This window comes from Pirellulales bacterium (assembly GCA_019694435.1).
Taxonomy (GTDB): Bacteria; Planctomycetota; Planctomycetia; order Pirellulales; family JAEUIK01; genus JAIBBZ01.
Map to the genome: position 1 here is coordinate 118,561 of JAIBBZ010000001.1, position 14,750 is coordinate 133,310.

12 protein-coding genes are annotated in these 14,750 nt (G+C 64.3%); 4 read left to right on the plus strand and 8 right to left on the minus strand.

Annotation, left to right across the window (positions count from 1 at the left end; all coding sequences use genetic code 11):
* The first annotated feature begins 207 nt into the window (after window positions 1-207).
* Genes K1X74_00430 through K1X74_00440 form a run of 3 tightly spaced genes read left to right on the plus strand, consistent with a single transcriptional unit; the run spans window position 208 to window position 5,574 of the window.
* Window positions 208-2,232, plus strand: a complete 2,025-nt coding sequence (locus K1X74_00430) for an HlyD family efflux transporter periplasmic adaptor subunit (protein MBX7164785.1) — start codon at window positions 208-210, stop codon at window positions 2,230-2,232.
* Between the two features lie 56 nt (window positions 2,233-2,288).
* A complete protein-coding gene (locus tag K1X74_00435; GenBank protein ID MBX7164786.1) occupies window positions 2,289-3,284 on the plus strand; it encodes an HlyD family efflux transporter periplasmic adaptor subunit in 996 nt (331 codons plus the stop codon).
* Window positions 3,285-3,336: 52 nt separating this feature from the next.
* Window positions 3,337-5,574 (plus strand): biotin/lipoyl-binding protein, encoded by a 2,238-nt coding sequence (locus tag K1X74_00440; GenBank protein MBX7164787.1) that lies wholly within the window; start codon window positions 3,337-3,339, stop codon window positions 5,572-5,574.
* Window positions 5,575-5,629: 55 nt separating this feature from the next.
* Here K1X74_00440 and K1X74_00445 read toward each other — a convergent pair whose 3' ends face one another.
* The 6 genes from K1X74_00445 to K1X74_00470 form a co-directional block, all read right to left on the minus strand.
* Window positions 5,630-6,082, minus strand: a complete 453-nt coding sequence (locus K1X74_00445; protein ID MBX7164788.1) for an acyl-CoA thioesterase — start codon at window positions 6,080-6,082, stop codon at window positions 5,630-5,632.
* Window positions 6,083-6,206: 124 nt separating this feature from the next.
* On the minus strand, window positions 6,207-7,238 hold the full coding sequence (gene glsA / locus K1X74_00450) for a glutaminase A (GenBank protein MBX7164789.1): 1,032 nt from the start codon (window positions 7,236-7,238) through the stop codon (window positions 6,207-6,209).
* Window positions 7,239-7,273: 35 nt separating this feature from the next.
* On the minus strand, window positions 7,274-8,044 hold the full coding sequence (locus K1X74_00455) for a MinD/ParA family protein (GenBank protein MBX7164790.1): 771 nt from the start codon (window positions 8,042-8,044) through the stop codon (window positions 7,274-7,276).
* Window positions 8,045-8,110: 66 nt separating this feature from the next.
* A complete protein-coding gene (locus K1X74_00460) occupies window positions 8,111-8,653 on the minus strand; it encodes an FHA domain-containing protein (protein MBX7164791.1) in 543 nt (180 codons plus the stop codon).
* Window positions 8,654-8,842: 189 nt separating this feature from the next.
* On the minus strand, window positions 8,843-10,150 hold the full coding sequence (locus K1X74_00465; protein ID MBX7164792.1) for a nickel-dependent lactate racemase: 1,308 nt from the start codon (window positions 10,148-10,150) through the stop codon (window positions 8,843-8,845).
* A 166-nt stretch (window positions 10,151-10,316) separates the two neighbouring features.
* Window positions 10,317-11,426, minus strand: coding sequence for a hypothetical protein (locus K1X74_00470; GenBank protein MBX7164793.1), 1,110 nt, complete (start codon window positions 11,424-11,426; stop codon window positions 10,317-10,319).
* A gap of 814 nt (window positions 11,427-12,240) precedes the next feature.
* Between K1X74_00470 and K1X74_00475 the strand changes: the two genes are divergently transcribed.
* Window positions 12,241-12,486 (plus strand): hypothetical protein, encoded by a 246-nt coding sequence (locus K1X74_00475; GenBank protein MBX7164794.1) that lies wholly within the window; start codon window positions 12,241-12,243, stop codon window positions 12,484-12,486.
* Between the two features lie 21 nt (window positions 12,487-12,507).
* Here the strand turns inward: K1X74_00475 and K1X74_00480 are convergent, their stop codons facing one another.
* Both K1X74_00480 and K1X74_00485 read right to left on the minus strand, forming a co-directional pair.
* Window positions 12,508-13,893 (minus strand): undecaprenyl-phosphate glucose phosphotransferase, encoded by a 1,386-nt coding sequence (locus K1X74_00480; GenBank protein MBX7164795.1) that lies wholly within the window; start codon window positions 13,891-13,893, stop codon window positions 12,508-12,510.
* Between the two features lie 114 nt (window positions 13,894-14,007).
* Window positions 14,008-14,748 carry an MBL fold metallo-hydrolase gene (locus K1X74_00485; protein ID MBX7164796.1) on the minus strand — a complete coding sequence of 247 codons (741 nt, stop codon included), beginning with the start codon at window positions 14,746-14,748 and terminating at the stop codon, window positions 14,008-14,010.
* Between the last annotated feature and the right edge of the window lie 2 nt (window positions 14,749-14,750).

Genomic DNA, 14,750 nt, shown 5'->3' on the forward strand with positions numbered 1-14,750 from the left:
AACCGCCGGACACGACTGTTTGTGGACGAGCCGTGAGAAAGCCGGTAAGGTGAGCAGACCGAGCAACTGGGGCACACACTTCCTTCGCCGTTCGCTGCTATCGCTCGATCAGGCCGCCTTGCTGGCAACGGTCGCGGCGCGCTCGGGCCATAAATCTTTCAGTCTCTCGGTCACCGGAACGACGTCTCCGCGACGCACGATCAACGCATGAGTACCGAGCAACCCATTGACGAACGGCTGCTGGAAGAAACCAAGCAGCAGATTCGCGGACTGGTCAATGAGATTGCGCAGCTCTCGCGCACCGACGCCAGCCCGCAGGAGTTCTACGACCAGTTTCTCAGCCGCGTGGTACAGGCATTGGCCGCCGTCGGCGGTGCCGTCTGGATGGTCGGGGACAGCGGTGCGCTGGAGTTGAAATTCCAGATCAACCTGCGGCAAACCAACCTGGCCGAAAACCAGGAAGACCAGCGCCGCCATGGACGCATGTTGCAGCAGGTGCTCGCGGCCGGGCAAGGTCGACTGGTGCCCCCCTACTCCGGCGCCGAGGGCGCCGAAGACGCCGGCAACCCGACCGAATTTTTACTGGTCATGGGCCCGTTGCACAGCGGCCAGGATGTCGTGGGCCTGGTCGAGGTGTTCCAGCGCGCGGGCGGTAACCCTTCGGCGCACCGCGGGTACCTCCGCTTCTTGCTGCGGATGTGCGAGCTGGCCAGCGACTTTCTCAAGACGCGCCAGTTGCGCCACCTGGGCGATCGCCAGGCCTTGTGGTCGCAGCTCGAGGCGTTTACCCGCGCTGCGCACATGACGCTCGATCCGAGCGAAACAGCGTTCACCTTGGCCAACGAGGGTCGCCGGCTGATCCAGTGCGACCGGGTCACAGTCGCCTTGCGGCGCGGCCGGCATTGCACGATCGAAGCGATCAGCGGACAAGACACCTTTGATAAGCGGTCGAACACCGTGACGATGTTGGCCAAGTTGGCCACGGCCGTGGTCCGCACCGGCGAGCCGATGTGGTACACGGGCGACATGTCGCAGTTGGCCCCGCAAGTCGAAGAGGCGCTCGACGCTTATCTCGACGAGGCCCACTCGAAAACCGTGGCCGTGTTGCCGCTACGTCGGCCCCTGGAAGAGGTTGCCGGCGCCGAAAAAACCGAGATACCCGAACCGGTTGGGGCGCTGATCGTCGAGCAGATCGAAGACGCCCGGCCGCGCGAGGGCATGTTGCAGCGCGTCGAGGTGGTGAGCGAACATGCCGGCGCTGCGCTCGCCAATGCGATCGAGCACCACAGCTTGTTCTTGATGCCCCTGTGGAAGGCGATCGGCCATTCGAGAGTGCTGGTCAAGGCCCGCAATCTACCCAAGACGCTGGCCGCCGTGGGCGGCGTGCTGGCCCTGATCGCGGCGCTGCTGCTGGTGCCCTGGGACTTCACGGTCAAGGGCGACGCGACGCTGCAGCCGGCCGAGAGATATCAGGTGTTCGCCGCGGTCACCGGCGACGTCGACGAGGTGTTCGTCGATCACGGCGATCTGGTGAAAGAAGGCCAACTGCTCTGCAAGCTGCATAGCGTCGAGCTGAACCTGCAGATGAATCAGCTCGAAGAAGAGCGTGTCACCACGCTGACCTCGATCCAGACGCAAGAGCGCGTGAAGGGTAACAACCGGCTGCCGCCGGAAGAACGGCGCCGCGCGGAAGTCGAGGCCAACATCCTCAACGCCAAGCTGGCGAAGATCGAAGAGCAGATCGACATCTACTCCGAGCGCCTGCTGGACCTCGAAGCGATCAGCCCGCATGACGGCCAGGTCATCACCTGGGACCTGCGCCACCGCATCGAGCATCGCCCGGTGCAACAGGGCCAATTGCTGATGACCGTCGCCAATCCCAAGGGCGAGTGGGAGCTGGAGATCCGCATGCCGGAAGACCGCATGGGCTTCGTCTACGAGGCCCGCGAGGAGTTCGGCCCCGACCTGCCGGTGGAATACATCCTGGCCGAGGACCCCGGCCGGACGCTGCAAGGGAAGATCCGCGAGATCGACTATGCCGCCGAGGTCCGCGGCGACGAGGGCAACACGGTGATCATCCGCGTGGCCGTCAACAAGGCCGATTTGAAGGACCTGCGTCCTGGCGCCGGGGCGACGGCCAAGGTGCAATGCGGCAAATCCTCGCTCGGCTATTTCCTGTTCCACGACGTTTACGCGTGGTTCCAATCGAAGGTCTTGTTCCCGTATTTCTAAACTGCGCGGGACCGGCGCGAGCCGTCCTGCCGCCTGCCCCTGAGGGGAGAGCTGCCATGCACATGCCTCACACTCGAATCCGCGCGGCCGGTCCGCTCGTTGTCGGTGGCGCCCTGGCCTGGCTGCTCGCGGCACCGGGCGCCCTGGCGCAGGAAATCACCATTCCCCGCTGCCCGCTCGATTTGATCGAGGAGCGCGACGTGCCCGCCCAAGACGCCGGCATGTTGCTCGAGCTCGATGCGCGAGAAGGCGCGGTCGTCGAACAGAACATGCGGCTGGGAGCCATCGACGATCGCGAGGCGCAAGCCGAGCTGATCGTGGCCCAGCGCGAGTACGACGTCGCCAAGGAAAAGGCGGAAAACGACGTCAACGTCCGTTACGCCGAGGCCGCGGCCAAGGTGGCCGAGTACACCTATCTGCAAAACAAGAGCGCCAACGACAAGGTGCCGGGCACCGTCTCGCAAACCGAGGTGCTCAAAACGTTGTTCGACTGGAAGCGGTCGAAGCTGCAGATCGAACAAGCGCAGTCGGAAATGGCGATTGCGGCGCTCGAGCTCAAGGCCGCTGAGGCCAAACAGAACGCCATGAAGGTCAAGGTCGATCGCCGGCAGATTCTCGCGCCGATCAGCGGCATGATCACCAAGGTCGAGCGCAAGCCCGGCACCTGGGTCAATCCCGGCGACCCGATCGTGCGGATCATCTACCTGGAGCGGCTACGCGTGAAAGGCCACGTCGAGTCGGCCGATTACTCGCCCAGCGTGATGCTCGGCCGCGCGGTGAAGGTCAAAGTACAGTTGCCGGCCGGCCCCCGTGGATTCACCGGCAAAGTCGTGTTCTGCAACCCGGAAATCGACCTCAACGGCAAGTTCGAAGTGTGGGCCGAAATCGACAACCCGCAGGAAGACGGCCGCTGGACCTTGCATCCCGGCCTGACCAGCGAGATGTCGATCGACATGTCGGGCGTGGCCCCGCCGGTCGCGCCCGAGGCGGCGCAGACGCCGGTCGGCGCGACGCCTTCGACGCGCCGCACGGCAACCAAGCGCTCGCGATAGTTTCTCAGCCCTGGCCCACGCGCGCCGCTCGCGGCGCGCAGCACAGCACGCCGTGCCATCCCTTGCCGACAGCCTGGTTTCGAGTTCGGCCCGCAAGCTGGCGCTGCGGGTGCGCCCGGAGCTTTCGGCCCGGCGCCATAAGTACCAAGGCCGCACCTACTGGGTGGTCAAGGAACCGGTCGGGCTGAACTACTTCCGGTTCCAGGAGGAAGAGTACGCCATCTTGCGGATGCTCGACGGGACGGTGAGCCTCGACGACATCAAGGAGCGTTTCGAGGCCCAGTTCCCGCCGGAAAAGATCACCGTCGAGGAGATTCAGCATTTCATCGGCACGCTCCACCGTAGCGGGCTGGTGATTGCCGACGTACCCGGCCAGGGCAAGCAGTTGCTCGAGCGGCGCAACGAGCGCCGCCGCAAAGAGCTGCTGCAAATGGTCGGAAACATTCTGTCGCTACGGTTCAAGGGTATCGACCCGGACCGGATTCTGAACTGGCTCTATCCCAAGGTGAGCTGGTTCTTCACGACCTGGTGCCTGGCGCTGTGTGTGCTGGCGGCGGCGTCGGCGCTGTTGCTGGTGCTCGTGCAGTTCGACGAGTTCCAATCACGGCTGCCGACCTTTCACCAGTTCTTCAGCGCCAAGAATTTCCTGCTCCTGGGCGGCACGCTGGCCATTACGAAAATTCTCCACGAGTTCGGCCACGCGCTGACCTGCAAACATTTCGGCGGCGAATGCCACGAAATGGGCGTCATGATCCTCGTGTTGACGCCGTGCCTGTACGTCAACGTCTCGGATAGCTGGATGCTGCCCAACAAGTGGCATCGGGCCGCGATCGGCGCGGCCGGCATGTACGTCGAACTCTGCATTGCCACGATCTGCACGTACGTCTGGTGGTTCAGCGAGCCGGGCGTGCTCAATCACTTGTGCCTGAGCACGATGTTCGTCTGCTCGGTTAGCACGTTGATCTTCAACGCCAACCCGCTGCTCCGCTACGACGGTTACTACATCCTCTCGGACATCCTCGAGATCCCGAACCTGCGGCAGAAAAGCTCGACGATCCTCAGCCGCACCTTGAGCGAATGGTGCCTGGGGCTCGAGCCGCCCGACGATCCGTTCCTGCCCGAGCGCAACCAGTGGCTGTTCGCCACCTATACCGTGGCAGCCGTGATCTATCGCTGGGTGGTCGTGTTCTCGATCTTGTTCTTCTTGAACAAGGTCTTCGAGCCGTACCGGTTGAAGATCATCGGTCAGATCATCGCGATGGGCTCGGTGTGGGGACTGCTGGGCCAGCCGATGGTGCAATTGTTCAAATTCATGCGTGTTCCGGGGAGGACCCGCCAGGTGAAGAAGCTGCGTTTGCTGGCGACCGTCGGCGTCGTCGCCGCCGTGATCGCGGCGGTCTGCCTGATCCCATTGCCGTATCGCGTCAATTGCACCTTCGAAGTCAAGGCCCGCGATGCCTCGAACGTCTATGTCGACACGGCCGGCATCCTGAGCGAACTGAACGTCCAGCCGGGCGATCGGGTCGAAGAGGGCCAGGTGTTGGCCGTGCTGCGCAATCCCGAAATCGAACTCGAGATGAACAAGCTCGAGACGCAACTGGCCGAATGCGATGCCCGGACCCAAAACCTGCAAGCCATCGCTTTCGACGATCCGACCGCCTCGGGCGACATCGCCGTCGAGGAGGAGAAACGGCCCCTGATCGTCCGCCAGATCGAAGAGAAGCAGCACGATCTCGATTCGCTGGAGCTGCGCGCCCCGGCGGCCGGCTTTGTGCTGCCGCCCCCGGAGACGCCTGCTCGGCCGCAGCAAGAGGAAGAGCAACTTCCCGGCTGGATCGGCACGCCCCTCAAGGAACAGAACATCGGCGCGATGCTGTCCGAAAGCACGCTGTTCTGCCAGATCGGCGATCCGACCAAGATGCAGGCCGTGCTCGTGATCGACCAGAGCGACTTGCTGTTCGTCTCCCGCGGACAGGACGTCGACCTGATGCTCGAACAAATGCCGGGCCGGGTGTTCTCGACCAAGATCGAGGACATCGCCAATCTCGATCTGAAGCAGATGCCCAAGCCGCTGTCGAACAAGGCGGGCGGCGATCTGCCGACCAAGACCGACGAGGCCGGTAACGAACGCCCGATGAGCGCCAGCTACCAGGCCCGCGCGGCGTTCGACGGACCGACCGACGCCCTGCGATTGGGCCTGCGCGGCCAGGCGAAGATCTACGCTCGCCCGCAAACCTTGGGGCAGCGGCTCTACCGGCTCGTCGTCAAGACGTTCAACTTCGACCTGTAAGGCCCGTGCGCGGTGCAGCGGACAGGTCCGGAGCCACGGGCCCAACCAGCCCACTTCAACCGCGTGGCAGCCAGCCGGCGTGATCGATCTGCTTGCCGGGCGCGCCGCGCTGCAAGATTTCGCGCAAGTGGCCGGGAATCGGCGTCTTGTCGAGCGTCACGGCATCGACCATCACGTACACCGTCTCCGACGTGGCGATGACGTCGGTCGACCCCGCCCGGCGGAACTCGCAGCTCGCGCTGAACGACGTGTTGCCCAGGTTCAGCGTGCGAACCGAGATTTCCAGCACATCGTCAAAGCGGGCCGAGGCCCGCCAGTCGATCGATTGCCGCACGGTCTTGTAGTCGAACTGTCCGGAGATCATCGAGTCGCCCAGCGCCATCGCCCGCAGGAACTCGGTCGTGGCCAGGTCGACATACTCCGAGTAGCGCCCGTTATAGACGATCTTCTGCGCATCGCATTCGCTGTAGCGGACGCGCAGGTAATAGCGGAAATCGACGTCGGTCATCAGGGACGCACCGCACGAGGATAGCAGCACGCGCAAGGGTGCACGCGGCTAGCGGGTCCGGAACTATAACCCGACGCCGCGCACCTCGCTATGGCCGAGTGGCGCTCGCAGCGTTTCGCGTCCATTATCCCCCGCGGCGCGGCTGCAGCTCGCCGGCGAGCAGTTCGCTGCCGGCGTTCGACTCGAAGGCGTGCAAGCCGAATCTCGCCGAGAGTTCCTGGCAGAGTTGAACTCCGCGGACGCTGTTGCCCTTGGCGTCGAGCCGGGGTGAAAACACGCCGATCCCCAGCTTGCCCGGCACCACGGCGACGACGCCACCGGCCACGCCGCTCTTGGCCGGCAGGCCCACGCGGAAGGCCCATTCGCCGGCGTAGTCGTACATGCCGCAGGTCAGCATGATGCTGAGCAGGTCCTTGACGTACTCGGCCTCCAGGGCGCGCACGCCCGTGATGGGATTCACGCCGCCGTTGGCCAGCGTGGCCCCCATCACGGCCAGGTCGTGACAGGTGACCATCACCGAGCACTGCTGGAAGTAGAGCTCGAGCGAGTCCTCGAAGTGCTCGCCCACCATGTTGAAGTTGCGCATCAGGTGCGCGATGGCCCGATTGCGATGGCCCGTGGTGCGCTCCGACATGAACACGGTGTTGTCGATGTAGACGTCGCGACCGCAATAACGGCCGAACATGGCGATCAGCCGCGAGACGCGCTCGGGATAGTCCTTGCCGGCCACGAGGTCGGCCGTGGCGATCGCGCCGGCGTTGACCATCGGGTTGAACGGCCGGTTCGAGGCCTCGTCGAGCACGATCGCGTTGAACGCTTCGCCCGTGGGCTCGACGCCGACGCGCCGCAACACCGCGTCGCGGCCGTGGTCTTCAAGCGCCAATCCGAAGACAAACGGCTTCGAGACCGACTGAATGCTGAAAGTCTGCTGATAATCGCCGACGTCGAACGATTGACCGGCAGCGGTGACGATGCTGATGCCGAACCAGTCGGGATTGGCCTTCGCCAATTCGGGAATGTAATCGGCCACGGTGCCGTCGTTCACCGGGGCAAACTGTGCGTGCAGTTGCGCCAGCGTCTGCCGCAACGGAGCGGCGGCCGACTTCATACGGCTGACCAGGGCGTCGATCTCATCCGGACCGTCCGAGCGTTGCATGGCGCAAAATTCTCCGCAGGTGCACTCGCGAGACGCTATTGGGCCAGCCGGTCGGCAATCCGCTGCAGCTCTTGCGCGAGCGGATGCTGAGGATGGCGATTGACGAACAGTCCGCTGGAGGCCAGATGGGCCATTTCCTCGGACAGCGGCAGCATGCCCACGACCGGCGCCTGGTAGGCGTCCTGCACGCGTTGGGCCAACGCCTCGGTGTGCAGTTTGGCCGGAACCTTGTTCAGCACCACCAGCAGCTCGCCCACCTCGAGCCGCCGCGCCAGCTCGACCGTGACCGACGTACCTTGGAAATCCTGGTTGTCGGGCCGCAGGATCAGCAGGAACACGTCGGAGATGGCGATCGACAGCAGCGTCTCTTCGTTCACGCCCGGATGCGTGTCGATCAGCAGGTAGTCGAGATCGAGCACCTGGATCAAGCGCTGAAAACCCTCGTTGAGCAAGGCCACGTCGTAGCCTTCGCGAATCACCTTGGCGATGGCCCCCGTGTCGATGCTCGAGGGAATGAGAAACAGCTTGGTCCGCGGGCCATACTGGTTGGGGTTGCCGAAGGCCGCGTCGGTCACGTCGTAGGCGGCCTGCTCGATGCGGGCCTTGCCCCAGAGGAAATCGTTCAGGGCGTACTGAAAATCGCCCGGTCCCTTGGCAAAGATCACGTGGATGCCGGGCGATTGGATGTCGGTGTCGATCACGCCCACGCGTTTGCCGCGGCTGGCCAACAGCACCGACAGGTTGGCCGTGATGTTCGACTTGCCGGTGCCCCCGCGAAAGGAATGGATCGAGATCGTCTTCGGCACCAGCGTGGTCCTGTAAGTGTGGGAAGGCAAAGACAAAGTCAGACAACGACAACGCCGGCGTGCAGATCAGGTCGCGACTTTGCCCGCTTTCAGTTGGCGCGCCAGATGTTGCAGGTTCTTAAAATAGTCGCCGCCGGCGATCTCCTCGACCTCCGCGTCGCGCCGGCCGACGTCGAGAGCGAGAAAAGTGATCTCGGTCGAATCGACCGACAGCGTGCCGAGCTGCTCGTCATCGTAGTTCGCGTCGAAGGGCACCACACGCAGGCAAGGCCCCTGCGGCGCGACTTGAAACACGGTTCCCTCGCCGAGCAGGTGCGATTGGACGCGCCGCCCGTCGACGAAGACGCCTTTGTCGCTGACCACGGACAGCTCCCAGTCCCCCTCCCGCGGCCGTAACACCGCATGTGCCCGCGATACGAAAGGGCTGGTGAGGACGACGTCGTTGTCCGGCGCGCGCCCGATCCGGATCGCGGTCTCCGGGGTGACTTCGAAGAATTGCCAACGCTGCAAGGCATGGACCCGGGATGCATCCAGTAACTCGAGCGCAATCGGCGGCGAGGGAGCGGACATGTGCGGGAGGTCCGGCCGGGGGGTGATTGCTTCGGTCAAGTCAAAAACAAAGCAGCGGGTAGCAAATTTTGTTCCGCGAACGGGAACAAGTATCCGAACCAGATGCCGGACAAACAGTTACAGATTCTCGCTGCCTTGGGGCCGCGGAATGTCTGCTAGCCGTGCGCGCAGCGCCTGCCGGCCCGTTGCCACGACTATGCGCAGCCAGCCGCGGGGGGGTTCCCCGGATCAGGCCGACGCAGCCGTCGCCTCGTGCTCCAGACTGCACATGACGGGCAGAAAATCGACGAGATCGCCCGACGCGTCGAACTGGATTGCGCGCGGCTCGGTAAGAATGTCGAGGTCGGCGCGCGAACGGGCCTCGTCGAGATAGGCAGTCGAGCATTCGACCTCGCCGAGATGCAGCGTGTTGCGCGCCCAGAGCACCCGGGCCTGGGGCGGCTCGACCAGCCCGACGGTCGAGAGCGCCTGCAGCAGCATCTCGCGTTCGGTGTCGTAGTGGACCGGCAGCATGGCGCCGGTCGGATGGCCCCCCGTCAGGCAATTGATCTTGGTGATGTGATAGTCGAGCTTGTCGAGCAGGCGTTGGGCGCAGAACTCGGCGATTCCCAGGCCGGCCCCGTTGCCGTGAGTCTCCGGCGTCAGGTCGCGGATGGCGATCCGCTTGATCTTGGGCCACTCGTCGTCCTGGGCCTTGTGATCGTTGTACTTACGCCCGACCACGTTGGTGTCCATGCCGGCCCCGCTGATGTTCTTGCCGATCTGATCGAGGATCAGCAGATCGGCCCGCTCGAACGGCAGCCGCGGCATCCACCCGCGAGCGATGCGCAGCAGCTCTTTCTCGCGGCGTTCGAAGTCGGCCGGGGCCACGGCGTCGATCAAGGCCGTTTCGTCGTAAGCGTTCTCCACGATGCCCACGCCGCACAGGATGCGGCATTTCTCGAGCACGTGGCCCGCCACGATGCGCAGAATCTGTCCGAAGCTGTAATCCATGATGGCGCGATGATAGATCTTCGCGCCTTCATGCTTGCCGAGCCCGATGAGCATCATCTTCATCAGGCCGCTTTCGATATCACCGACGAAATTGGTGTGCGGCTTGATGCGTCCGCACACGACCGTGTGATCGGCCTCGGCGGCAAAGCGGTCGAAATGTACCGGGAAGCCCTCGGCGGTTTGACAGACGACGACCGTCTCCATCGTGGCGCGGATCGGGCAGCCGAGAAACTCCTCGGTCATGCCATACCCTTCGACGATCGCCCGCTGACCGGCGGCCGTACCACCGCCGTGGCTGCCCATCGCCGGCACGAGAAACGGCTTGGTACCCAACTCGCGCAGGTGATCGACGATCGCCTTCATCACCAGGTGGATGTTGGCGATGCCGCGGCTGCCCGCGGTGACGGCGACGCTTTGCCCGGGCCGAACGCGCTGCCCCAGATCGAGACCCGCCAGGCGATCGCGCGTCTCGCGATAAGGATCGGCCAGCCGCGAACCCTCGAACCGCTGGCGGACGCGAAACATCTGGGGCAAAGTCGACATCCAACATCTCCTCGACAGATCCGGCAATGGCTGCGTCGATCTTAGTCCTCGCCGTCGGCAGGGTCCATCGAAGCCGGCCGCGTGTTGCACGGCCATCGGGCCCAAAACAAGCCGGCGGCACCATTCACGGTGCCGCCGGCAGGAAGGACAGTCGGTGTCGGCTCGTTCAGCCCGCCTGACGGTGCGGGGTGGTCGGCGCCGTCAAGTGCTCGTGAGCGAGCGTCTCGTGCAGGATGCCGCGCTTTTGGGGAAAGAACAGCTCGACGAACGTCAGGAACGATTCGTATTGGCTGTGCGGCTGGCCGCCCGCGACCAGTTCCGTGGCCAGCTCGCGAATCACGGCATGACCCTCTGGCCAACGCACCTGCATCATCGCCCCCAGGTCAGCGAGCATCTGGTAGACCCGGGCTCGGGTGAGGCCCAGCTCCTTCGCCGCGTCGCGCACGCTGAGCTCGTCGCCCGACACGCCCAGGCGCCGCGCAGCCAGATCGGCCACCTGGTCGCCGAGGTCGATCCGGGCCTGTTGCAGCAGCGGGTCGATAATCTGGGTCCGCAGCGTTTCCGCCGTCGGCAACTCGGCGTGAGCCGTGCGGCCGTAGAGCCAGTTCTCGATCCGGTTGACGAATTGCGGCACGATCCTGGGCGCCAAGGTCGCCTGCGGCGTCACATGGCCCAGGAACAGGTACAGGTTGTGGAACACCTCGAGCACCGCGGCGATGCGCTTTTCGCCGTGGGTCTTGAGGTCGCGAATCTCGGCCAACGACAGGCCCGTGTAGGTCGACAGCGGCGTTTGCCAGACGACTTTGGGCAAGTCGGCCAGCGTCGTCGCATAGCGTCCCAGCGGCTCGTCGCCGAGGTCATGCCGCACGACGGTCTGTCGCCACAAGGCCCAGGCGCTTTCGGAGATGGCCGAGGCGTCGAACGTCTCGGCACCCTGTTCTTCGGTAGCCGCAGGCGCAACCGGCGCGGCGGGTGCGATTGGCTCCAACAACGGCTCTTCTTGAACGGCCCGCTGGAGCAGGCCGATCAACGAGCGGATCTTCTTCTGGCCCACGCCTGGGGTGGCATAGAGATCCTCAAAGGGAGTGCCGAGCAGATCCTTGACCGTTCGGTTCATGAAGGCCAGGGGCAGCCGGCGGTCCTTGGGGAGCACCCAAAAGGCCAGTGGCTTGTCGAGCAGACCCGTCGACTCGCGCTCGGCAGCGACGCGTCGCAGGCGCTCGAAATTGGACAGCAACTTGTACTCAACAACCGCTGAAGTCCTATTCAGCTTCATCGATCGCCTCCTGCGACACCTCAGGCAGGTCCGCCCGACTACCGCTCGGGAAGTGGGGACGAATTCCTACGAAAAAGCGTCGACCGCGAAAAAACGAGTTCCCTGTGGTTACCTTCGATGCCCGGCTCAAGCGGTGCGGCTATTCCTGAACCGCACCTCGCCGGACGATCGAGCCTCTTCTCAAACCACGCACAAGCCTCGCGTCGGTCGATCTTCCTGCCCCCACTTGCAAGAAGGCGCCCGCTGCGGCGTACCACACCCGTTCCGGGCGTTTGCATCCTGCAGGGTAAACCCCACCGCAATCCTCGGAATCTATACGCAAGCAGTGGCCATGATGGTTCTACGGGCCAGCAGCCCCCTCGACTGTTCCAGGGTGCGAGGGGTCTGCCTTCCGGCTTTCCATCGTGCACTTGCGCCCCGGCCGCTGGCAATTGCCCAAAACCGATTGACTCCGCGACAAATTGTCGCAGAACCCCAAACCAGGGACAGTGGCCAGGCGCGTTAACCATTGCTACCAATTCGGCCGAACAAGTGTCAAGAGGAAACAGGAATCGGGGGGAGAAATTGAAAAGTATCTGCCAATCGGTCGCTTGCTAGCGATTATTGGGTAGTTTGCGGGACTTTCGCAGGTGGCGGTAATCGCAGAGGGGGGGAACAAATGGCGGCGAATCGCCATAACAGCAAATTCAATACCAGGAAATTTTCGACTACGGGAATAACTCGCTTTTTTCCCGTTTTTGAAAGCTTTTGGAGCTAGAGTTGTTCGGGACCGATGAGTTTTTGAACAGCCCATGTTGAAAAGGTGGGCAGTGCCATGGAACCGAACCGCCAATCCAGCCCGGAACAAGCCGCCCGCGAACTCATGGACGAGTTGCTCGAGCTGCGGCGTGCCGTGGCGTCGGCGCTGGGCCGGGAACAGTACATCCACCAGGTGCTCGACGAGGCGATCGAAAGCCAGTATCAGCCGACTCTGATCGAAGCCCTGTCCGAATTCGACCGCCAGCCGACCGAAATCAAGACCCGGATCCTCGAGGCGGCCCGCCAGCGCGACGAGTGGTAAACCGCCGGTCGAGGGCGCGGCTCAATAGGCGTGGCGGTGGCGAAATCCGCGCCACAGCGTGAGCCAGAGAATCTTCACGTCGAGCCCTAGCGACCAGTTCGCCACGTAATAGAGGTCGAACTCCAGGCGCCGCCGGACCGAGGTGTTTCCCCGCCAGCCGTTCACCTGGGCCCAGCCCGTCATCCCCGCCTTGACCCGGTGCCGCTGCACATAGCTCGGCAATTGGGCGGCGAATTGGGCGATGAACGTGTCGCGCTCAGGCCGAGGGCCGACCAGGCTCATGTCGCCAGCCAGTACGTTGAACAGGTTCGGCAGTTCGTCCAGGCTCCAGCGGCGCATCAACCGACCCACTGTCGTGCAACGATCGTCGTCGCGCACGGCCCAAACCGGACCGCTGCGCAGCTCGGCGTCGACCCGCATGCTGCGGAACTTGAGCAGCGAGAAGCTCCGGCCGCCTTGGCCGATGCGCTGCTGCCGGTAAAAGACGGGCCCACCGTCGGTCAGCTTGATCGCCGCGGCCAACAGGGCCATCAGCGGCGCAAAGCAGGCCAGCGCCACGGCGCCTCCGGCCAGGTCGACTGCCCGCTTGGCCAGGCGATGCCATAGATCGTTCGGGTCCTGTCGCAAACTCAGGAAACTGAGCTGGTCGATCTCCAGGGCCTGCAAGCGCACGCCCGCCAGGTGTGGAATTTGCGGAACGAGTTGAACGTCGACGAGCAGGCCGTCGAGCGCCCGATAGACCTGCGGCAACTCGCCGTAGCGCGCCAGCGGCAACGCGACGAACACATGATCGACGTCGTGCGCGCCAATCACCTGGGCGATTTGATCGAGCCGGCCCAGCCAGCCTTCGTCCGAGGCGTCGCGCCGCGCGCGGTCGACAAAGCCGACGACTTCGAGGCCGGTCCAGGCATGCCGGCGGATCGCCTCGGCGACGAGCCGGCCCGTGCGCCCGCTGCCGACGATCAAGGCGCGTCCATAGTTCAGGCCGCGGCCGCGCAGCCGCTTCAACCACCACCAGAGAGCGCGACGCGACGCGGCCAGCAGCACGACATTCGCGCCCAGGAACAGGGCCAAGGCCAGCCGCGATTCGTAGTCGTCGCGGCGATAGAACGTGGCGGTAATGCTCAGCAGAAAGAGCAGTCCCGCGGCGCGGACGATCGTGCCCAGCTCGCGCGGTAACTGCCGCAGGCGGTGGATTTCGTAGAGGCCGCAGAAGCGATACGCGATCATCGCCAGCAGCAACACGAACGGCAGGTCGTCGGTGACCTTGGCCAGGTGCGGCACGCCGTGCGGCGACGGCCAGCAGGCGAACCGCAGGCCATACGCGCCAAGCCAGGCAACAGCGGTCACTGCCAGATCGCAGGCCGCGAAGACATAGGCCAGCTTGTTGCCGTGACGGCGGTACATCCTGGGACCGCTTTCCGCTGGAATCGCAATTGGAACCGTCGCGGCGAAACTTCTATTCCGAGCGGCCGGCCAGGGTCAAGACCGGCCGCACCCCGGCCACTGCTGCTGGCGCTGCTAGAACTCGATCACCTGGTTGTCGAAACCCAGCTCGGTGTTGGGAAAGATGGCCCGGGCCACGTCGAGGCCCACCGGGTCGCCCTCTTCCACTAACGGGTTGAGGTGGATCAACACCAGCCGTTTGACGCCGGCCGCCGCGGCCACCTGGGCCACGGGTGTCGTATGACTGTGGCCCGTGCGCACGGCGAGTTCGCGCTCGGCGTCGGTAAAGTTGCACTCGTGCAGCAACAGGTCGACGCCGCGAATCGCGTCGACATACGGCGCGTCGACCGCGGCCGTGGTGTCGGTCACATAGGCCAGCGATCCTCCCGGCAGATCGAGCCGGTAGCCGACCGAGCCGCAGGGATGCGCCAGCGGAAACCAGCTCAGCCGCCCGTCACGGCCCACGCGCGTCTCGTGCGCCAGCTCGCGATAGTCGCAGGGCAACGCCACGGGAAACAACTGTTCGTCGAGCAAATGCGCGTTGATTGCCCGCAGCTTGTCCGGCGCGGCATGGACCGACACGCGCGCCAGCGGCGTGTCTTTCTTCACGTCGAACAGGAACGACAGCCCGAAGCAATGATCGAGGTGCACGTGGGACAGAAAGATGTCGAGCTCGGTGGTTTGCAGCCACTCGCGCACGCGGAACATGCCCGTCCCGGCGTCGAGGACGACGCCCAACTCGGGCAACAGAAAGCACGCCGTGTGGCGCCGCGCGTTGGGGTGATAGCCGGCGGTTCCCAGGAGCACGATGCGCATAG